General features: G+C 39.0%; 20 protein-coding genes. 7 read left to right on the forward strand and 13 right to left on the reverse strand.

All coding sequences use genetic code 11. The features are described from left to right. Positions 1-77 precede the first annotated feature (77 nt). The 3 genes from QL989_RS01815 to QL989_RS01825 all read left to right on the forward strand — a co-directional run bounded on the left by QL989_RS01815 (position 78) and on the right by QL989_RS01825 (position 1,516). Complete coding sequence (locus tag QL989_RS01815; RefSeq protein WP_010390276.1) at positions 78-257, forward strand: DUF6435 family protein; 180 nt, start codon at positions 78-80, stop codon at positions 255-257. Positions 258-687: 430 nt separating this feature from the next. Next, positions 688-1,095, forward strand: coding sequence for a GFA family protein (locus tag QL989_RS01820; RefSeq protein WP_054201063.1), 408 nt, complete (start codon positions 688-690; stop codon positions 1,093-1,095). 40 nt (positions 1,096-1,135) lie between these two features. Beyond that, positions 1,136-1,516, forward strand: coding sequence for a VOC family protein (locus QL989_RS01825; protein ID WP_055012597.1), 381 nt, complete (start codon positions 1,136-1,138; stop codon positions 1,514-1,516). Positions 1,517-1,579: 63 nt separating this feature from the next. On the opposite strand, the gene QL989_RS01830 is transcribed toward QL989_RS01825, so the two are convergent. The 4 genes from QL989_RS01830 to QL989_RS01845 form a co-directional block, all read right to left on the reverse strand. Further along, positions 1,580-2,371, reverse strand: a complete 792-nt coding sequence (locus QL989_RS01830; protein WP_290167760.1) for an SDR family oxidoreductase — start codon at positions 2,369-2,371, stop codon at positions 1,580-1,582. A 25-nt stretch (positions 2,372-2,396) separates the two neighbouring features. Next, positions 2,397-2,900 (reverse strand): Mpo1-like protein, encoded by a 504-nt coding sequence (locus QL989_RS01835; protein ID WP_054201066.1) that lies wholly within the window; start codon positions 2,898-2,900, stop codon positions 2,397-2,399. 1,039 nt (positions 2,901-3,939) lie between these two features. Next, a complete protein-coding gene (locus tag QL989_RS01840; protein WP_290167764.1) occupies positions 3,940-4,356 on the reverse strand; it encodes a hypothetical protein in 417 nt (138 codons plus the stop codon). Between the two features lie 101 nt (positions 4,357-4,457). Then, positions 4,458-5,402, reverse strand: a complete 945-nt coding sequence (locus QL989_RS01845; RefSeq protein ID WP_290167766.1) for a LysR family transcriptional regulator — start codon at positions 5,400-5,402, stop codon at positions 4,458-4,460. A gap of 120 nt (positions 5,403-5,522) precedes the next feature. Here QL989_RS01845 and QL989_RS01850 point away from each other — a divergent pair, with 120 nt between their 5' ends. Beyond that, positions 5,523-6,470 (forward strand): sodium-dependent bicarbonate transport family permease, encoded by a 948-nt coding sequence (locus QL989_RS01850; protein WP_290167767.1) that lies wholly within the window; start codon positions 5,523-5,525, stop codon positions 6,468-6,470. A 90-nt stretch (positions 6,471-6,560) separates the two neighbouring features. Here the strand turns inward: QL989_RS01850 and helD are convergent, their stop codons facing one another. Further along, a complete protein-coding gene (helD, locus tag QL989_RS01855; protein WP_178956190.1) occupies positions 6,561-8,696 on the reverse strand; it encodes a DNA helicase IV in 2,136 nt (711 codons plus the stop codon). 215 nt (positions 8,697-8,911) lie between these two features. Here helD and QL989_RS01860 point away from each other — a divergent pair, with 215 nt between their 5' ends. Further along, entirely contained in the window at positions 8,912-10,954 is a 2,043-nt protein-coding gene (locus QL989_RS01860) for a methyl-accepting chemotaxis protein (protein WP_290167770.1), read from the forward strand. A 40-nt stretch (positions 10,955-10,994) separates the two neighbouring features. On the opposite strand, the gene QL989_RS01865 is transcribed toward QL989_RS01860, so the two are convergent. From QL989_RS01865 to QL989_RS01875, 3 genes are all read right to left on the reverse strand, one after another. Next, a complete protein-coding gene (locus tag QL989_RS01865; protein WP_178956192.1) occupies positions 10,995-11,702 on the reverse strand; it encodes a pirin family protein in 708 nt (235 codons plus the stop codon). Positions 11,703-11,732: 30 nt separating this feature from the next. Then, complete coding sequence (locus tag QL989_RS01870; RefSeq protein ID WP_178956193.1) at positions 11,733-12,683, reverse strand: glutathione S-transferase family protein; 951 nt, start codon at positions 12,681-12,683, stop codon at positions 11,733-11,735. Positions 12,684-12,764: 81 nt separating this feature from the next. Beyond that, positions 12,765-13,214 (reverse strand): DoxX family protein, encoded by a 450-nt coding sequence (locus tag QL989_RS01875; protein WP_008109247.1) that lies wholly within the window; start codon positions 13,212-13,214, stop codon positions 12,765-12,767. Between the two features lie 124 nt (positions 13,215-13,338). Here QL989_RS01875 and QL989_RS01880 point away from each other — a divergent pair, with 124 nt between their 5' ends. Next, a complete protein-coding gene (locus QL989_RS01880; protein WP_138607418.1) occupies positions 13,339-14,232 on the forward strand; it encodes a LysR substrate-binding domain-containing protein in 894 nt (297 codons plus the stop codon). Between the two features lie 67 nt (positions 14,233-14,299). On the opposite strand, the gene QL989_RS01885 is transcribed toward QL989_RS01880, so the two are convergent. From QL989_RS01885 to QL989_RS01895, 3 genes are all read right to left on the reverse strand, one after another. Further along, positions 14,300-14,710: a hypothetical protein gene (locus QL989_RS01885; RefSeq protein WP_010390302.1), complete on the reverse strand. Its 411-nt coding sequence runs from the start codon at positions 14,708-14,710 to the stop codon at positions 14,300-14,302. 138 nt (positions 14,711-14,848) lie between these two features. Further along, positions 14,849-15,694, reverse strand: a complete 846-nt coding sequence (locus QL989_RS01890; RefSeq protein WP_178956195.1) for an HDOD domain-containing protein — start codon at positions 15,692-15,694, stop codon at positions 14,849-14,851. 177 nt (positions 15,695-15,871) lie between these two features. Next, a complete protein-coding gene (locus QL989_RS01895; RefSeq protein ID WP_198523290.1) occupies positions 15,872-17,170 on the reverse strand; it encodes a porin in 1,299 nt (432 codons plus the stop codon). A 341-nt stretch (positions 17,171-17,511) separates the two neighbouring features. Between QL989_RS01895 and QL989_RS01900 the strand changes: the two genes are divergently transcribed. Next, positions 17,512-17,757, forward strand: a complete 246-nt coding sequence (locus QL989_RS01900; protein ID WP_054201077.1) for a hypothetical protein — start codon at positions 17,512-17,514, stop codon at positions 17,755-17,757. Positions 17,758-17,832: 75 nt separating this feature from the next. Here QL989_RS01900 and QL989_RS01905 read toward each other — a convergent pair whose 3' ends face one another. Together QL989_RS01905 and QL989_RS01910 are read right to left on the reverse strand one after the other, a co-directional pair. Further along, positions 17,833-19,176, reverse strand: coding sequence for an SPFH domain-containing protein (locus QL989_RS01905; RefSeq protein ID WP_138607424.1), 1,344 nt, complete (start codon positions 19,174-19,176; stop codon positions 17,833-17,835). Continuing rightward, positions 19,169-19,528 carry a methanolan biosynthesis protein EpsI gene (locus QL989_RS01910; RefSeq protein WP_290167776.1) on the reverse strand — a complete coding sequence of 120 codons (360 nt, stop codon included), beginning with the start codon at positions 19,526-19,528 and terminating at the stop codon, positions 19,169-19,171. The genes QL989_RS01905 and QL989_RS01910 overlap by 8 nt, the downstream gene beginning before the upstream one ends. Between the last annotated feature and the right edge of the window lie 36 nt (positions 19,529-19,564).

The raw sequence follows: 19,564 nt of genomic DNA on the forward strand, positions 1-19,564 counted from the left end.
ATTACAGTAACAGCAAACTTTTTGCAGCTTAACTGCGTACTGTTACTGTAATTAGCTAATAAACAACGAGGGTGTTGATGTTTTCATTTTTAAAGCCAGATCCAATCAAAAAATTGCGTAAAGAGTACGATGCAAAATTAGAGCAAGGCATGCAAGCACAAAGAAAAGGCGATATTAAAAGCTATGCGATGTTAACTGACGAGGCTGAAAAAATCTGGAATGAAATAGAAGCACTCGAAGCCAAAAAAGCCAAGTAAACATATAGCCTACCAATTCAAACCAATCCCGCGTTAAAAACGCGGGGTTTTAATACTTACAAACATCCTTTTTTAAATTCACTTAAGCCCAACCAGATAATTCCCTAGCTTAACCTCTATCGTAACCAGCTTTTAATTGAGCACAGCTCATTATACTCATAGCATTATTGCCTTCTCTTACTTATGCTCATAACCCACCTAAAAACTCGCATAAACAATTATTTACATTAACGTTAATTAGTGGAATTATTAATCTACTCCAAAAGAGTTGATGCATTGTTTGAAGTAGCAGAATATTAAAGCGCTGATGATTTTGTGAGTGCGAGGAAAGCATTTTTAGTAAAGTGTGTAATTAAGCCATAAAGCATCAAAAATTTACTGGAAAAAATGCAATATAATGAAAAAATTATAATTAAATCAAGGAATACAGATGTACACAGGTAGTTGTTTATGCGGCTCAATCAACTTTTCAATTAATGGTAAAGTTACTGATATTATTCATTGTCATTGTTCGCTTTGTCGTAAGGCCAGTGGCAGTGCTTTTGCTACTAATGGATTTATTAATGCCAGCGATCTGACATTAACTGACTACAACGGCACACTTACTTTTTACCAAAGTAGTGAAGGTAAACGTAAGTACTTTTGTAAAACCTGCGGCGCTCCAATTTATAGTGCTAACGCTCAATCTCCTCAAAGATATCGCCTTCGATTAGGCGCGTTAACCTGCGATATAACAGAGCGACCAATATCGCATAATTTCATCACCTCAAAAGCTAATTGGGAAGACTTAGATGCTCAGCTTCCTCGTTATGAGGGACATGAGCCAGGGCGAGAGTAAATCCATATAAATTTATCTATTTTTTGAAGTGGGAGTTTGAATGAAACTGAATCAAGTAACTTTGCCAGTCAAAGATATGAATGAAGCGGTGAGTTTTTATCGCACACTTGGCTTTACCCAAATTGTTGATACACCTCATTATGCACGTTTTAGTTGCCCTGAAGGTGACTCTACATTTTCATTGTCTTTAGAAAGTGAATTTTTTGAAAATCATTCTGTAATTTATTTTGAGAACGATAACCTTGAGCAATTGTGCCAGCAGTTAATCAAAAAAGGGATCGTATTCGAACAGCAACCCACAGAGCAAAGGTATCTATGGAAAGAAGCGGTTTTAAAAGACCCTTCAGGAAATAAAATTAAACTCTATAAAGCTGGAGAAAATCGATTAAACCCACCTTGGAAGGTACAAAAACAGCCATAAAGCTAAGCACGAACCAGCATTGCGCTAAACAGCTAAATGCTGGCGTTTAAGTACTGTACTTAGTTATTTATATTCCACCTTAGCGGTTAAGCGATTAAATAATCCTGGGAAAAACCGTTTTATAAACGGTGCCCAACCACTTAACCCTTGGCCTATTACAACTTCGTCTTTTTTATTGTAGATTGCGGTGAGCATTTTTGATGCGGCTACATTTACGTTCATACCATTTTCTATTGAAGGCTCAGATTTGTTTTGCGCTTCCCCTTGCTCGTTTAATGAGTTATGGGCAATCGCCGTTTTAATTGAGCCAGGGCAAATAGTTAAACAATGTATGTTGTGCTGCGCCACTTCGGCGCGTAAGCAATCCATAAAGCCTACCACAGCGTATTTACTGCCTGAGTATCCGGTTCTAAACTTTGAGCCTACTTTGCCTGCCACGCTACTAATAGCCACTACTGAACCGCTTTTACGTGCCACCATTGAAGGTAGTACCGCTTTAGTGAGTGCAATTAAGCCAAAGTAATTTACTTCCATAAGTTGCCGGTACACTTTAAAGTCGTTTTCTAAAAATAAGCTACGTTGTGATACACCGCCGTTATTAATTAAAATATCAATGGGGCCTAAGCTATCTATTTGCGCCGATACATCCTGCAGTAGGGTTTCGGGCTTTGATAAATCAAGCGGGATAACGCGGTGCCCCTCGCCTTTTAACTCGCCTTTTACTTGGTTGAGTTTATCGATATTTCGCGCTGATAAAATAACCTTTGCACCTTGCTCTGCAAATTGTTTTGCAAGTTCTTCACCAATACCTGATGATGCGCCGGTGATCCACACTATTTTATTATTATAATCCATGGTTTACCTTATATTCTTTGACTGGTTATGCTTTAGTTGGACCCGCTATTTCATTCACTTGCTGTTCTAAGTTTTTGTAAAAGCCCATTAAAAATAGTAGCTCAACAGTGACATACAAAGGGCCAATAATTAAGCCTACTAAATCATCAACAAAAGCGGGCTTTTTACCTTCAAAATAATGACCAATAAACTGTAATATCCAGCCAAACACGAACACCCCAACTCCAATTACCAACCAAGGTATTAATGCCATTGCGGCAATTGGCTGGGCAGCTACCAGTAATAAAGTGAAAATAATTCCCATGATTAAACCAAGCGAAAAGCTCAACATAAAATAGTAAACCACAGAGGCTAATACAAAAATTTGCGCGCCATCAATGCTAAAATTAGCAATAGGAATTTCAATTCGGGCGAGTAAGCATAAAGCGGCAAACACAATGAGTGGAATACCAAAAAAATGGGTTAATACATTTCGTTTAGAGCGATGGTACAAACCATACTGGCCGAGCTGTTGTTCAAGGGTTTTCATGACGGCGTTCCTATTGTTATTTTTATAAGCAAAGTTCACCTTATAAAAAATGACACATAATAACAACTGATAACGATAGTTAATCTCTAAAAATGGTGAGCAGCACCTTATGCGTTATAGCTATAAATTAGGTAAGGTCATCGTTAATAATTAACATGATCTGCACCAGGAGCTTTACATGCTTTAAAAAACACGCGCCGTTGGCCTATTACTCGCTTTAGCTGAGATAATTAATGGCAATATTAGAGTAAGGGTTTTACATCGATTTTACGCTCTAGAACGCGCAAAAACACTCAGCTTACTTTTGGGCACTGCGATTATTTATGCCATTACTTGGCTAACCTTGCCATGGGTTAACCCTATTTCGTACTTAGATTGTTTAAATGTGGGTTTTGTTTGGCTAACAATAATGCTTAGTTTAGATATTGTTGTGGGCAGATATTTATTTAAGTATAAGTGGCAGAAAATACTTGATGATTTTAACCTTTTTAGAGGTAACTTACTGAGTGTGGGCATGCTATTACTTTTTATAAGCCCCTGCTTGGTTTTTTGGTTACAGATGAAAGTTATGGTTTAGAGCACTCCTCTAATAGCGAAGCGTCTCTTCGCCCTCTTTGTGCATAATTGACTAAACCCTATTTGAACACAGAGAAGCGAATGAGGAGTAAATGAGAAGCCATAAAAAGTTATCGTGTAGTACACTCCTCTAAAAGCGCAGCGCCTCTTTGCCCTCTTTGTGCATAATTCATTAAACCCTATTTGAACACAGAGAAGCGAATGAGGAGTAAATGAGAAGCCACAAAAAGTTATGGTCTAGTACACTCCTCTAAAAGCGCAGCGCCTCTTTGCCCTCTTTGTGCATAATTCACTAAACCCTATTTGAACACAGAGAAGCGAATAAGGAGTAAATGAGAAGCCACAAAAAGTTATGGTGTAGTTCACTTCTCTAAAAGCGTAGCGTCTGTTTGCCCTCTTTGTGCGTTAATCACTTAAAACCTGCTTAAAGACAGGAGTCAATAACCTTTCAACATGCCGTTATCTAAGCTAATGCGGTTACTAGCTTGCCTTTTTCATGTGTTGGTTGCATTGCCATTCGCTCCGTGCCTTTTTCGAATTCTTGCTCTAACATTTTTTGTAATTCAGCAATCTGCTCTTTTATGGCATCTACATCAACCCCTTCCTCTCCTAGTTCTTCTGCCAAGGCTTCTATTGCTGCTTTTAACTCAGCTATAGTTTCTTTATCGACACCTAAACGTTGATAAATTAATGCCTCTTGGGCATTTTCTAAAAAGCTTTTGTCTTCTGGTTTAGCGATAAAATTAGGGGTTGCTTGGTTTTCAGCGGTACTGGTTGTTGCCGCAGCGGCAGATGTTGGCAGAGCGTCACTCGATTTTGCCACTTTGTTAACAGGAGTATTATAACTACTATATTGATTTTTAAAGGTTATTGAAGTCATTGGCTCAAATCCATTTTTGCTTTAATCGTTATAATCTTTAACTGAAATAACTTAAGCAACTTTGATACCAGTTAATATTTGATTGTCTCTAAGGCTTATTTTTATTTCAAATTAAGCCCTCTTAACTCATTTCGCACCCACTTCTCATCTAAATACAGCTCTAAGTGTTGCTCAGCAAACTTTAAAAAGCTGCGAGCAGCGTGTGATATATGTCGGTCTGTACGCACCACAAAATACCAATGACTGGCTAAAGTAGTGTCGGTAACATTAAGCACTTTAAAACTATTATCACCTTTAGGCAGCACATGCTGAGAAAGCACCGCAATCCCCATACCTGAAGCTACCGCCACTCTAATGGCTTCATTACTGGCCATTTGCACACTGTCACTTAATACCAACCCTCTACTTTGCAGCTCGCTTTCAAATAACATGCGAGTGGCGGAGCCTGTTTCACGCAATAAAAAACGATACGGAACTAAATCAGCCAGTTTAAGTGCGGTTTTATCGGCTAACGGGTGATTTTGCGGCACTATAAACACTAAAGGGTTATGTAGAAATCTAGCAGCCTGGGCATGCTCTAAAGATGGCGGGTGACTAAATACATAAATATCGTCTTCTCCGCGTTCAAAGCGTGCTAAAACGGCTGAACGATTACCTATTTCAAGTGGTAGCTCTACATGCGGATGTTCATTACTGTATGGGCCTAACAATTTAGGTAAAATATATTGGGCAGTATTAACCATAGCAATTTTACATCGTCCACGTTCACCCCCTTTTAGCTCCGCTAAGTAATCTTGGTAATCTTCAAAATGACCAAAAACCTGTTGGCAAGTCCTAAATAAGGCCATACCAGCTTCGGTTATTTGCAACTTTTGTTGCTGCATAATTATTAACGGTTCACCTACCGCTTCTTGTAAGCGTTTAATTTGTAAAGAAACCGTAGGCTGAGTCAAATGAAGTCCACGAGCGGTTTCGCTTATAGAGCCGGTTTTTACTACACTCATAAATACTTCAAGTAGTCGGAAGGAAAGTTGCCTTATATTCATACGCACCCCATAGGTTTTTATCTATAGGATGTTATCATTCATTTTATTATTTACTATATAAAGATTTGCCTATAATAGCGCCGCTTAACAAATCAAATTAGTAATAAAGAGGAGAACAGCGTGCCTGATATTGTAGTAATGTTTTTTATTTTAGGATTAGCAGCGGGTATCCTTCGCTCTGATTTAGCTATTCCCAAAGCGACGTATGACACTCTCAGCTTACTACTCATGCTTACCATAGGTCTAAAAGGTGGCATGGTTCTGCATGGCAATTTAAGTTGGCAATTACTCCCAGAAATGGCCACGGTTATGTTACTTGGTGGGCTTATTCCACTCACTTTATACCCTATTTTAAAACACGTTGTTAAGCTAAGCGTAGCGAATAGCGCCAGCATTGCTGCCCACTATGGTTCGGTTAGTGCTGGTACATTTGCGGTAGCATTAGCGTATGCCGAATCGGCTAAATTAGAAGTGGGCGCAGAAGTTACCTTGTACCTAGTTATGCTTGAATTACCCGCCATTATTGTAGGTTTACTGTTGTATCGTAAGCTCGACAAAGCGCACAGCGAAAACAACAACTTATCGTTAAAAGCACTGTGGCACGAAACGCTTACCAATAAGAGTGTGATTTTGCTCGTTGGCGGTGTAATTATCGGTATGATGTATGGCACCCAACAGGGTAGCCAGGTTACGAGTTTGCTTACCAGTAGCTTTAAAGTAGTGCTGGCGCTATTTTTACTCGAAATGGGCTTGGTTGCTGCACAAACGCTTCGCCCTTTTCCTTGGCAGCAATGGAAACTGGCTGCCTTCGCCATTATTACGCCGTTATTTTTAGGCACCATTGGCGTTATGGTTGGCACCTTGCTAAATTTAGAATTAGGTTCAGTGGTTATTCTGGGGAGCTTAGTGGCGAGTGCTTCTTACATTGCCGCACCTGCTGCTATAAAAGCCGCTATTCCCAAAGCGGACATTGGTCTTGCCATGCTTAGCTCGTTAGGTGTCACCTTTCCATTTAATGTTATTGTTGGGATTGGTTTGTATCATCAACTTGCCGTTGCCATAAGTTGAATATAACGCATTAAAAAAGCCCAAAGTGGGCTTTTTTAATGCGTATGAGCCCTATAATTTGACACTCTGACGCTTACTTGAGCAACAGTATCAAGCAGTTTTTGTAACACCTTTAAAGACCGCTTTATTTTTTAACTCAAATACTTCGATTTTATGCTCATTTATAAGTTCATCAACAAAGCAGCTGGGGTTGTTATCATCAGTTATTATGTAGACCTTATGTTTAGCGCGAGTAAGCGCTACATAAAATAAGCGACGCTCTTCACTATGTGCGAAATTATCTTTTGCGGGTAATAATACCTCTAAAATTTGAGGCATTGGCTTAGTGCTCGGGAATCCAAACGCTCCGCCATTCATTGCTAATATAATGACATAATCGGCTTCTTTGCCTTTTGAGCCATGAAACGTATCACACTCAATATGCAATGCTGAAAACTCTTGCTGTAAAGCACTTATATCGGCTTGTGAAGGTAACTGAAATCGAAACCGTGCAAGTAAATACACAGTAACAGGCTTGCCTGAATGACCCTTAATCCCCTGTAGTAAATACTTAATTGCGCCATTATTTAGCTCCGCTATTTTGGTGTTTTTAGCTGAGCCACTTTTCAATGTTTTTAGCACGCTAACGGCGGGCTTAGTTACCTTTGCAACTGAGTGAATGTCTTTAGCTAACTGCGCTGGGTTTTTCATAATAAAACCTGCGGCAACCTCGCCAATTTTATTATTAAAGCGAAAGGTCCTATCTAATAGAGTTTGTGTTGTAAAACCAAAATGTGCGGCAAACTCGGTAGTAAGTCGCATATCTGCACCACTAAAACGGTAAATAGCTTGCCAATCGTCCCCTACTGCAAACAGTGAACTATTAGACTTACTATCGCGCAGTGCTTTTACAAGTGTAGCTCGCAGCGGTGATATATCTTGAAATTCATCTACCATGATATAACGCCAAGGCGATGTAAACTTTTTAGTGTTTACATAATCGAGGGCTTTAATAATCATATCGTCGAAGTCTATTTCGCCCTGCGTGCGTAAATAATGGTTATAGTTGGCTAACAACGGCTTTAATAATTTCCAGGCTTGCTGTATCTGTTTTGAATCGCTCTCAAGTGTTATATTTGCGGTTTTATACACGCTGATTAATTGGCTAAACACAGTCGCTAATTTAGTTAAATGACCGCTAGTTTTTATTTCTTTTAAAAGCGCAATATGATTAGGCTTTGCAGCACTAAATTTAAATTCGCCTTTAACGTCATTAAGAGTGTTATTTATATAATTTACCAGTGCTTTAGCATATTGTGGTTTAGCATTGGCAAGCGATTCAAAACATCCTTCAACCCATTTTATTTTAGCTTTTTCGTTTTCAGCAAGTTTAGATATTTTAGGTCGCTTGCCCTCAACCTCGCTAATAATAGTCAAGCCGACGCTGTGAAACGTGGCCGCTTTAATGGACTCAGTGCCCAGCTTTTGTTTAATTCGTTCATCCATTTCGCAAGCAGCTTGCTTACCATAGGCGAGTAATAAAATATCGTTGTAATTAGCTTGTTCACTGTTAACCAAGTAGCCCGCTCTGGCCACCAACACACTGGTTTTTCCTGTTCCTGCCCCTGCTAGCACTAAGTTATTGTCGTCATCTATTATACAAGCTCGGCGTTGTTGCTCTGTGAGTGGATTTGCTTCAACACAATTAAAAAAATCGTTATAGCGCTCTAATTGAGACTGGGTATATTTATGCTGAAAAAAACGAGTGAGTGCATCACTCCACTGGCTGTATTGTTCAAGCAATTTTATTTGTGTGCTTACTGGTGTTAAAACATCGCTGCTTTTTATCCAAGGTAGCCAACGTTTACATTGCTCATCTACCTGTTTTTTTATATCAGTCACATATGATTGGCGCAAAAACTGAGTGTGAGCAAAGTGGTTTATTTTACTTAACATCTCGTTGAGCACTGCAATATTGCTTTTAACCCATAGCATATCGGTATGCGCTTTAAATGCCCTATTGCTGCCATAGGCTCTCATCCAAATACGATAATGCTTAGAGTCTGTATTAAAGCGCAGTGTTTGCCCAAGCACACCATACTCATAGCTAATGGGCGACGTTAAATCACACCAACTCAATGAGGTTATTTGTGTTTTATTGCTGATCACTAAACCTTGTTGGTTTATATCGACAAAGCGATGCGGGGTAAAGATACGGCCAAATATACTAGGCTGAATTGAATTCATTAACAGCAGAATTCCTTTATAAAAATGAACCAATTAGCCGTATTTTAAGCGAATATGCCGTACAAGGATAATAAAACCAATAAAAAATAACAGTAATGTTATACGGACTTGCAGCGTATAAAAAACACCCAATTAATTTACCCAACTGCTTGGCATAAGTCCCACTATATGACTAACATTTACTCTAGATACAGTAAGATAACAAGGATTGAAACATGCGAATAAATTCAATTAGAACTAAAGTCATTTTACCAATCGCTTTTTTAGCACTGATCCTTGCAGGCTTGCTAGTTGCCATAGCTTCGATTACTTACATACAAGACAACGCTATGAAAAGGCAAACAGAAACCTTTTTTGAAGCTGTTACTGTTATTCTCAATGCCGACAGAGACATATATCAAGCACGTATTGCACTCGAAAATTTACTCAGCGCAACTGGCGATAGTGAGACGAATAAAACAGAGTTTTTAGAAAACGCAGAGCAAGTAAAGGATCGCTTTAACAAATACTTAATCTATTTAAAAGATGAAGAAGCGTTACTCGCAAAGCATGATTCATTTTCCAGCTTTATGCCTTTGTATAATGAATGGGTCAATCATAGTAAAACACTCATTAATACCAATCACTCGCAAGGTAAAATGCAAAGTGATTTAAATAAATCTGAACCTGAATTTATAAAAATACGCGAAATGATGGATCAGGCAGGCGAAGAGCTTCGCGCTTATACTAATGAACAACAGCAAGATAAAGTGGGGGCTGAGCGTTTAGGGCGTTATGTAGAAGCCATTTCAGAGGTACTAAATGCCGATAGAGATATATACCAAGCCCGGCTTGCAAAACAAAAAATAGTAAACCAGCATGGTGATTTAGAACAAAATCAAAAATTATTTGAAGAAAACGCAGCCCAAGTTATACGTCGCCTTAATAGTTATCGTAGCTATTTAATTGACGAGCCTCAGCTAACACAAAAATATGCCAACTTCGATCAGCTTTATCAGCAATGGTATGAGCAAAGTAAAACCTTGATTTACTCAACTCCTGCAAAGCAAGTCGCTTTAATTGATAATAATTTAGCAAAAGCTGATAAAAGCTTTAACGAATTAAGAAATATACTTGATGTTGCGGGCGAAGAGGCACGCACACATGCCAGAGCGGTAAAACAAGACGTACAACATAGCATTCAACTTTTTGAAAAAATTGTTTTTATTGTGATTATTATTGCCTTTATTGTCGCTTTAGGTGTGGGCTATTACATTCCGAAAAAGCTAACCGATAATATCAATAATATTACCCTTCGTATTAAAGAAATAGCCGCTGGCGATGGCGATTTAACCCAGCGTATTAACACTACATCACACGACGAATTAGCTGATTTAAGCAATGAATTTGATAACTTCTTGAGCCATTTACAAACAATAATAAAAAATATTCAGCAGCAATCAAGCCAACTTGGTGCAGTAACGGGTGATTTAAATGATGTATCTGATACCGCGATGGAAGTAACCCAAAAACTTGCTAATGCCTCTGAGTCAATAGTTAGTGCGGGCCATGAGATGGACATGGCCAATCAACAAATGGCAGATCTTGCAAAAAATACTGCGCAGGAAGCCGATATATCTAGCGAGCAGGTTAAGCAAGGTGTTCAAGCTATTGATGTGTCAGGCAAAGCGATTGAAGATTTAGCTAACGATATTGAGTCAGCATTAGCGAATTCGGTTGAACTAGAAAGTAGCTCTACAGATATAACCTCTGTTCTTGAAGTGATACGTAATATTGCAGAGCAAACAAACTTATTAGCTTTAAATGCAGCGATTGAAGCCGCTAGAGCCGGCGAGCAAGGCCGTGGATTTGCTGTAGTAGCTGATGAGGTAAGAACGCTTGCCACACGAACTCAACAAAGCACAGACGAAATTGATACCATGATCCAACGCTTAAATGACAACGTTAAAGCGTCGTCTGATTCGATTAAAAATAGCCAAACTAATGCCAATACCACTTTAACCAACTTTGACTCAGTAATTACCATTTTTAATAGCCTGACTCACGCATTTGAAAAAGTACAGCAAATGTCGACTGAAACCGCACAAGCTACACAAGAGCAGTCACATGTGGCTAACGAAATAAATCGAAATTTAGTGTCATTAAAAGAGCAATCTGCACAAATGAAACAAATTTCCACGCAAACCACGCAACAATCTAAAAATGTATCGGCCTTATATGAGCAAATGAAATCGCAAGTGGAAAGCTTTAAAGTATGAGCAAGTAACAATTATAAAGTTAAGCGCACGTAAATTGCGCTTAACTTTTGCTATCGATAATAATCAATTCACACTCAGTGTTTGCTGTTAAGGTGATGGTTTTAGTCTGTGTAACTTCTGCGCCGTCACCCTTATTCATGCTAACTGAGGCTGACTCATCATTAATACTAAACTCCCCTGCCGATGCCAATACGTAGGCTTGATGATCAATCGGCTGTGTTATTGACGTGCCTTTTGCCAGCTTACCACCGTAAATACGCGCCTGCTGATTAATAAAAAGTGCACTATCGGCATCTTTTGGATAACCCGAAACCAGTAAGCTAAGGGTGCTTGTGGCTTGTGTAGGAAACTTCTTGCTTTCCCAGCGCGGCTCAACATTATGTTGATTACTCTGAATCCAAATTTGATAAAACGTTAGTGGTTCATCTGTTAGGTTATATTCTGAGTGGGTAATGCCGGTGCCTGCACTCATTACCTGCACCTCACCTTGCTCGGTGATCCCCTTGTTGCCCATACTATCTTGGTGAGTAATGGCACCACTGCGGATAAAACTAATAATTTCCATATTTCTATGCGGGTGCGCACCAAACCCCATACCTGGGGCTACCCAGTCATCATTAACTACACGCAAAGTGCCAAACCCCATACGCGCAGGATTATAGTAATTCGCAAAACTAAAGTGGTGCTTTGACTTAAGCCAACCATGATCAGCATGGCCTAAGCTATTTTTTGGGTAATGGGTAAGCATATTTTTTCCTATACGTTATCTCTGCGTCATTTAGTATTGACGGTCTCGATCATGGGCTGCGTCAAAGGTGTGTTTAGCACCTAAAGGCACAATTTGCGTTGGGTTAATGGTTACGTGACTTACGTAGTAATGCACCTTTGTGTATTCTAAATCGACCGTTTCCTTTATCCCAGGTACTTGGTAAAGCTCATTAATGTAGTTACTAAGATGATGAAACTCAGTTAACTTTTCTCGATTACACTTAAAGTGCCCGTGATACACAGCATCAAAGCGGATAAGTGTGGTAAATAATCGCCAATCGGCTTCAGTGAGTGTATCGCCCACTAAGTAACGCTGTTTTGCTAATCGAGCTTCTAACCAATCTAAGCTATCAAACAAGGCTGTGTAAGCTTCGTTGTAAGCTTCTTGAGTTGTAGCAAAACCGGCTTTATACACCCCATTATTAATGGTGTTATAGACACGGTTATTCACTGTTTCTATTTCTTCACGTAGCGCATCTGGATAATAATCGTCGTTGTTACCAGTAAGCTCATTAAACGCACTATTAAACATGCGAATTATTTCTATTGATTCGTTGTTTACAATAGTCTGCGTTTTTTTATCCCATAAAATAGGTACGGTAACACGCCCTTCATAGCTAGGGTCGGCTTTTAAATACAATTGATAAGCGTAATCTAAGTTATAAAGTGGATCGCCCTGCTCGCCAAATTCCCAACCGTTTTCCATCATGGGTGCTTCAACAATACTCATAGAAATAATGTCTTCGAGCTGCTTTAATTTACGAAATATAATGGTGCGGTGCGCCCAAGGGCAAGCCAAGGATACATATAAATGATAGCGACCTGCTTCTGGTTTAAATTTACTGTTTTGCGCTGATGAAATCGTATCTCTAAACCGGCTATCTTGGCGTACAAATTTACCGTCGCTTTTTTCGGTGTCGTACCATTTATCGACCCATTCACCGTTAACAAGTAACCCCATGTCCGTCTCCTTAGTTTATAGAATGTGCCTACCTTACGCAGGTTGGCAGCTTAAAGTTTAATCACTTATGTGATCCGCTTATTAATTTAATTTGTTATGAATTTTTCCATCAACAGATAGCTTTCCAGCTCCTTGGATCAGTAAAGCTAAGGTAATAGCTAACAGCGATAACGCAAATTCATAACCGTTGTTGCTCATAAATAAACCGTTATCTATGTGCGTGGTAAAAATAGCAACCACCATAGTGATAGCCAGTACAAAACTCGCAGGACGCACCAGCAAACCAACGATGAGTAGTAACCCACCAAAAAATTCGGCGCCACCGGCCATTAATGCCATTAAATAGCCCGGTGCTAAGCCAATCGACTCCATCCATTGCCCTGTGCCTTCCAAGCCATAGCCGCCAAACCACGCAAACAGTTTTTGTGCACCATGAGCACTAAACACTAATCCCGCAATAAGCCTTAATGGTAATGTTGCAAAAGACTGTTCAGTTTTTGTGATGGCGGCTGTAATATTTTTAATCGTCATAGTTTTAACCTGTATTGTTCCAATTGAGTATGCAGCTATTGTATAAGTTGAATTAAAATTAAATAACTCCTATTATTTGCTCTATATGTTCAAATATTTTGAACAGTTGATATTTGGTATGATAATGAATACACCTCCTATAAGCATAGAAGCTTTATTGGTATTAGACGCCATTGAGCATCGTGGCAGTTACGCAGCCGCTGCAGAGCAACTTAATAAAGTACCCTCAGCCTTGTCGTATATTGTTAATAAACTTGAAGAGCAATTAAATGTAACCTTGTTTCAACGTCAAGGTCGGAGAGCGGTTTTGACCCCCGCAGGTAAACATTTACTAAGCGAGGGGCGTAAGGTACTCAATGCTATAAATAATTTATCTGAGCAAACACAAACCATAGCTAATGGCTGGGAGCCACGGATACGTATTGCCTATGACTCTATTTTTGACATAAGTGACGTATTCAAAAATCTACAGCTATTTTTAAATGAGCATAAAAATATCGAGATAGACATTAAAGAGGAAGTACTTAATGGCACTTGGGAGGCTTTAATTGAGGATGACGTTGACTTAGTGATTGGCGCACCGGCGCCTGTACCTAATCAAAAGGGGATCAGAGCGGTAAAAATAGCCGATATTCAAAATGTATTAGTGGTTCACCCTAGCCACCCGTTAGCACAAGTAAAAAGCCCCGTTAAACCCAGCGAACTTGGTCAATACACCACGGTTATAGTGCATGATTCAGCAAAACAAAGTATTCCGTGGTCAGCTAACTTAATCGAAGGTAATCAACGTTTTTATGTAAGTTCTGTAAGCCAAAAAATGACCGCTATTTTATCCGCTATTGGCATTGGTTATTTACCTGAGAACCTTATTGCTGAGTATGTTAAAGCTAACAAACTGCATGTTGTGGAGCTTACCGAACCACGTCCACCTCAAGACTTATACCTTGCATGGAAAATAACTAACAAAGGTAAAGGGCTAAAACAGTTGACCCAAATTATGCTAAATAATCCTAACTAGTGTTTAACCCTAAAAACGCAAAAGCCCATGCTAAAACAGCATGGGCTTTTTGAATCGGTAATAGATATTACAGTGCGAGGTCTTGCTTAGCGCGCGTTAAGTTGTGCGACACTAACTCGTTACCAGACATTTGTTGTGCTTCGTAAAAGTCTGATAATGCAGCTGTTTCATTTTTAGCCATTAAACGTCCTACACCACGGTTACTTAAAGCAAATGACGTAAGCTCACGTACTTTAAAGCGAGGGCCAGTGCTTTGCTGTAATAAAGTAATTGCTTTTGAGCAAATTTCTTCAGCTTGGCTGTAATTTTTTGATTTTACATTTAATGCACAATCGTTAAATGCAACTTCGAATTCTTGAGGAGCTGTTTTAGCTTCTTCAATAACCATTAACTTGTAATCACTTTGATCAGCCATTACAGCAGCTGAGCAAGTTAATAAAGAGCCAAGAGCGATGGTTTTGATAAGTGAGCGTTTCATGATTAATTTCCTATTTGGTTAGTCGTGCTTGTTGCCGACAACTAAACTTTAGAGTGTTTACTTAATCCCGACAAACGATTAAAAACAAACCAATAAGTGAAAAAAACTAACCTATAGACTTTAAGCTGCTAAAAACGTCTAACAGTTCAAAAAATCAATCACCTCTTCTTGCACATCAATATAATCGTCTTCTGACATATTTAATGTTGCTAAAACTTGTTTTTCTATGTCATCCCAATCTTTAGTGGTGTCACCGCGTAAAACACTATTAACCAAATTTTCAGACATTTTTAAAACGCTGTAACACAATTGTTGATTACTTCCAGTTATATCACTTAGCATACTCAAATCGTGATGACGTAAAATAAGCTGGCAAATATCTACAGGTAAATGCCAGCTGGTCGCTAAATAGTAACCCACAGTGGCATGATTAGTTCCATATAAGCGCTCTTCTATATCTATCAAGCTTTCTTTATGGGTATTATTTGAAGTATGTAAAGCACTCACGTAATTATCGAATTTAATTGCCATAGGCACAATGCCACAATCATGAAATAGACCCAGCGTATACAAGTACTCAACGGGAACATTGTTTTTTATACGTTGCCCAATAATCATATTTACATCAGCAATTTCTGATGCGGTATCCCAAAAACGCTCCAAACTAATGCAACATTCTTTTTGGGCGAACATTTGCTTTAGCTTTAAGCTAGGTACTAAAGCTTCAATGCCATTCCACCCTAAAAACATAATGGCCTGTTTAATATTTGACACACTACGAACTAAGCCATAAGCAGGTGAATTAACTATCTTTAGAATAGCTGATGCAATAGCAACATCTTTAGCGATGATTTCTGCGGCGTCTGAGAGCGAGGGCTCCTGTGCAGATGCTAATATTTCAAGATCATTTAAGATTTGTGGTTTTGGTGGGATAACAAAGTTTTTGTTTACATCAGATAACACCTGCTCATTAACTACAATCATCGATGTCTAGCCTCCAGCTAAGCTATATGGATTATTTATTTTATTCCATTTGAACTTTTATACTAGAAGTTGATTAAAGATTTATCAATTTGTAGATGCTAAATAGGTAGAGTAAAAATATTTTTTAAAACAACATAAGCACACGCCAATGTCTAGGCGTGTGCTTTGAATATTGATTTAGAAGTAATAGCCAATATTAATGTTGAAGCGACGCTCAGTTTCGCTGCTATCGCCCGCTAATGAACCACCAACAAATGGCATATTTTTACCATGAACTAAGTCAAAGTAAGTAAATAAACCACCAGCAGCTACCGAGAAGCCGGTTACGTTCATCCACGTATCTCTGCTGTTGTCTGATTTGTCGTAAATTGCACTATAGTCGTTGTAAAACTGTAAGTTTGTTACCGCGCCCCATTGTACCGGTACACTGTATGCTACGTTTGCACTCGACATTGTTGCCTCTGCCGCCATGCTGTCGTAAAACGAGTAAGCGCCCACAGCAATACGGTTTACGTTATCAATATCGTAGTTATATTCACCGTGTTGAAGTTGTAAGTTCCAAGGGCCCATATTACTGTTTAAATGTAATGCCCACGCGTTGTAGTCACCTGCGCGGTCAACACCGTCATGCAAGCCACCAGCAAGTGCCGACACACCTATTTCAGTTTTACCACCTTCATGTTCTAGGTGGTAGCCGTAACGGCCTGAGAACGTATTATACTCGCCTATAGCATTAGTTGGCTCGGCATAAACACCATCTCCCGCTTCTCTAAAGCCAACAATGTCGTAAGAATAGCGATCGCTACGGTTATCTACATAACCATCAACACCACCTAATTCATCATTTTTGAAAAAGCCCAAATCAAGCTGCCAGTTATCAGCAATCTTACGCTTAAATAACACCCCTAAATCGTGGTCGTCTTCAAGGCCAACATAATAGTTAGTGCTGAAAAAGTAGTTATGTGAGTTGTATGGCCAGTTACCAAAAGGAACCTTGGTAATACCTGCTTGAACTTGCCAATCATCAGCAAAATCGTAAGCTGCATAAGCGTATTTAACAGCGGTCATATAATCAAAAAAGCGAATTTCAGCGTTTAACTTTACATCACCAACGTCGCCTGAGAAATTTAAGCGAAAAATATCAAAGTCAAAATCGCCGCCGCGATTTTTATTATCGTCATCATACGAAGTATGGCTGTAGTTGGTTCGAACAGCACCGCCAATTTTAATTCCCTGAGGCTTGTGTTCATGTTTAGCTACTTTAACTTCAGCTATATCTTCTTTCTCTTCAATGGTGCGCTCGATTGATTTTTCACTTTTTTGCTCTGCTTTTGCAAGTTGCTTTTGCAGCATTTCCACTTGTTTTTGTAAGCTGCTTAATTGCTGCTTAACTTTATCAAGATCTGTATCTGCATGTGCCTGATGTGAAAAAACAACCATAGCCACTGCCAGTGCTAAAGGTTTCATAGGTGTCATAATTTGTCCTTGCTTGCCTTGTTGATATTATTAACTCGAACTTGGTCAGCGTGAGCTAAGTACCTGCTTGATTTTACATGTTGTTTTACAATGATAACGTATTTTTACAACTCTTCAATTACACTTTATGATTTTGCGCAACACACCAGCAACACACAAACTACTTAAGCAGGATAAGTATGACAATTGCTCATCACTTTTATAAATGAAAGCAGTAGCTTGCAAAATTAAAGCTTAAAAAAGCAGAGTCATCACGCACCTATTTTAATGTGTTATTATTTGAAAAATCATATTTAAGTCAGCCAGTTTACTGCTGCACATATAAATTAAGGCTCTGAAAAATGAAAAATAACGATACCTTTAACACGATTGCTACGTTAATTTTTAAGCATCTTTATAATAACTTTCCAACTCCAAGCCAGTTAGATCCTGAACAATTAATTAGCGATGCCTCAGATCATCAAGGTGAGCAAATAAAAGGAACAATCGCGTTTCTTCTTCATGAAGAATATATATTTTCGACGCCAAGCGCCGCTTTTTTGCTAACCGAAAAAGGCTTTAGCCACGCTTTGTGCCCTAAATTTTAAACTCACCGTTTAAAAGCGATACCACAAAAAAAGCCCTAGCAATTAAAGCTAGGGCTTGATAATGATTTTTAAAGGTTATTTTTTCTCTTTTTCTAAACGCTTTTTAAGACTCAATGCCGCATCTGCAGCCAACAAACGCATAAATTCAGAGCCGTTGTTTTGTTCGCCTTGACCCGCACCTATAACAATTTCAGGCACTAAGCGGCTGTTACCTAGGCTATTAAATAAAGCCGTTTGAATTTTAACTTCCGCTTTGAGTGTTTCATCAAACACATATTTAGGATCAAGTGCTGCTGACTTTGCGCGTAAACGTGCTTCAGCTAATACATCCATGCCTAATGCCTCTAAGCGTTGCTGTTTTAAGATTTCTTCTTGCTCTTTTGCAAGCTCAGCCTTTACTGCAACACGCTGTTGTGCAGAAATAATTGCATTGGCTTTTATTCGCTCTGCATCAATTTGCTCTTTAATTTTTAGCTTTTCAGACTCAGCTCTTTGCTTTGCAATCGCTTGTTCGCCTAATGCCACTTCAGTACGTGCTTGTTGCTCTGCCTTTTTAAGATTTTGTCTTGCAAGGGCTTCATCTGCTGCAGCTTGCTTTTGCGCCTCTAAGCGCGCATTTACCTTATTTTCGTAATCAATATCAATAATACTCGCATCAACCACCGTTATACCGTAAGAGCCTAAAATAGGTGCATTACGCAGCGGCTTACCTTCAGCATCTTTCTTAATATTAATGGTAACGCGTTGTTGCTTACTTAAATTGCTTAAATCGTCAGACTTGTCACGCTCGCCAGTACTAATAATTTGCTCAGTAACAAAAATGCCATTAGTCAGTTGATCAGAAAAATCTTGGCTTAATTGACCATTACCACCTGAGTAGTGTTGCTCAACCGACATCATACGTGCAGACGCTTTTACATTTTCTGTAGTGGCACGCATTAAAAGGTTAGAGATGAGAGTTTCTTGGGAACCAAATTCTTCATGAATTTTTAATAATCCACGTAAAGCGCCCGACTCACTTGCAGGTACATTACCTGGTAATCTAAAACGTGATACACCTCTGGCGCCACCAGTTGTCGTATCTAAAAATCGAATAGGAATGAGTGGTACAATGGCACTGGCTGTTGCACTGCTATCACCGGTAAAGTTAATCGAGATAACTTTTTTATAGGCTGATGTGGTGCCAAATGCTTTTAAGTAAGGACCAGCTTGGTTTATTACCGTTAAATTACCAGTAAAAGCTGATTGGTGAACAAGCCGTTCATCGGCTTCATTCCATGAAATAACCTGCGATGTTAATGTTGCAATCACTGCTAACACCACAACAACTGACGTTAATAAAATTACATTACGACGGCCAAAACGTGCCATAAATGATGTATTTTTTGCCTCTGCGACGGCTTGTTGCTCGCTATCCATTTTTAGTACTCTCCATGTTTAATTTCTTTTTAACAAAATAAGTAATTTCTTGTTCGCTTAAGTGCGCACAAAAGCTACCCGATCGATGCAAATCTATAAATGTTGCAAGGATCTCTTGTTTGCCTTTAATTGTTTTTTCCTGGTTTTCTTGGGTTTGGTTTTTCTCGCTAAGTTGAGCAATAAGATCATCAATGATGGTGTCTTTATCAAATAACACATTATATTCTTTTGACTTTCTTACTCGGCTCTTACGTACATTGCTGTAAATCACATAAAGCGCCACACACAAAATAATAACAAGCGTACTTAACCCCGCCAGTACTAATAATTTGCTCAGTAACAAAAATGCCATTAGTCAGTTGATCAGAAAAATCTTGGCTTAATTGAC

The organism is Pseudoalteromonas sp. APC 3224, from assembly GCF_030407535.1.
GTDB lineage: Bacteria > Pseudomonadota > Gammaproteobacteria > Enterobacterales > Alteromonadaceae > Pseudoalteromonas.

What these genes read in the sequence shown, in the direction of transcription:
- QL989_RS01880 (WP_138607418.1), top strand. Translation starts at nt 13,339, where the DNA reads ATGAATACACCTCCTATAAGCATAGAAGCTTTATTGGTATTAGACGCC.
- helD (WP_178956190.1), bottom strand. Translation starts at nt 8,696, where the DNA reads ATGAATTCAATTCAGCCTAGTATATTTGGCCGTATCTTTACCCCGCAT.
- QL989_RS01900 (WP_054201077.1), top strand. Translation starts at nt 17,512, where the DNA reads ATGAAAAATAACGATACCTTTAACACGATTGCTACGTTAATTTTTAAG.
- QL989_RS01895 (WP_198523290.1), bottom strand. Translation starts at nt 17,170, where the DNA reads ATGACACCTATGAAACCTTTAGCACTGGCAGTGGCTATGGTTGTTTTT.
- QL989_RS01910 (WP_290167776.1), bottom strand. Translation starts at nt 19,528, where the DNA reads ATGGCATTTTTGTTACTGAGCAAATTATTAGTACTGGCGGGGTTAAGT.
- QL989_RS01870 (WP_178956193.1), bottom strand. Translation starts at nt 12,683, where the DNA reads ATGGGGTTACTTGTTAACGGTGAATGGGTCGATAAATGGTACGACACC.
- QL989_RS01875 (WP_008109247.1), bottom strand. Translation starts at nt 13,214, where the DNA reads ATGACGATTAAAAATATTACAGCCGCCATCACAAAAACTGAACAGTCT.
- QL989_RS01825 (WP_055012597.1), top strand. Translation starts at nt 1,136, where the DNA reads ATGAAACTGAATCAAGTAACTTTGCCAGTCAAAGATATGAATGAAGCG.
- QL989_RS01830 (WP_290167760.1), bottom strand. Translation starts at nt 2,371, where the DNA reads ATGGATTATAATAATAAAATAGTGTGGATCACCGGCGCATCATCAGGT.
- QL989_RS01865 (WP_178956192.1), bottom strand. Translation starts at nt 11,702, where the DNA reads ATGCTTACCCATTACCCAAAAAATAGCTTAGGCCATGCTGATCATGGT.
- QL989_RS01845 (WP_290167766.1), bottom strand. Translation starts at nt 5,402, where the DNA reads ATGAATATAAGGCAACTTTCCTTCCGACTACTTGAAGTATTTATGAGT.
- QL989_RS01840 (WP_290167764.1), bottom strand. Translation starts at nt 4,356, where the DNA reads ATGACTTCAATAACCTTTAAAAATCAATATAGTAGTTATAATACTCCT.
- QL989_RS01890 (WP_178956195.1), bottom strand. Translation starts at nt 15,694, where the DNA reads ATGATTGTAGTTAATGAGCAGGTGTTATCTGATGTAAACAAAAACTTT.
- QL989_RS01815 (WP_010390276.1), top strand. Translation starts at nt 78, where the DNA reads ATGTTTTCATTTTTAAAGCCAGATCCAATCAAAAAATTGCGTAAAGAG.
- QL989_RS01820 (WP_054201063.1), top strand. Translation starts at nt 688, where the DNA reads ATGTACACAGGTAGTTGTTTATGCGGCTCAATCAACTTTTCAATTAAT.
- QL989_RS01860 (WP_290167770.1), top strand. Translation starts at nt 8,912, where the DNA reads ATGCGAATAAATTCAATTAGAACTAAAGTCATTTTACCAATCGCTTTT.
- QL989_RS01885 (WP_010390302.1), bottom strand. Translation starts at nt 14,710, where the DNA reads ATGAAACGCTCACTTATCAAAACCATCGCTCTTGGCTCTTTATTAACT.
- QL989_RS01835 (WP_054201066.1), bottom strand. Translation starts at nt 2,900, where the DNA reads ATGAAAACCCTTGAACAACAGCTCGGCCAGTATGGTTTGTACCATCGC.
- QL989_RS01905 (WP_138607424.1), bottom strand. Translation starts at nt 19,176, where the DNA reads ATGGATAGCGAGCAACAAGCCGTCGCAGAGGCAAAAAATACATCATTT.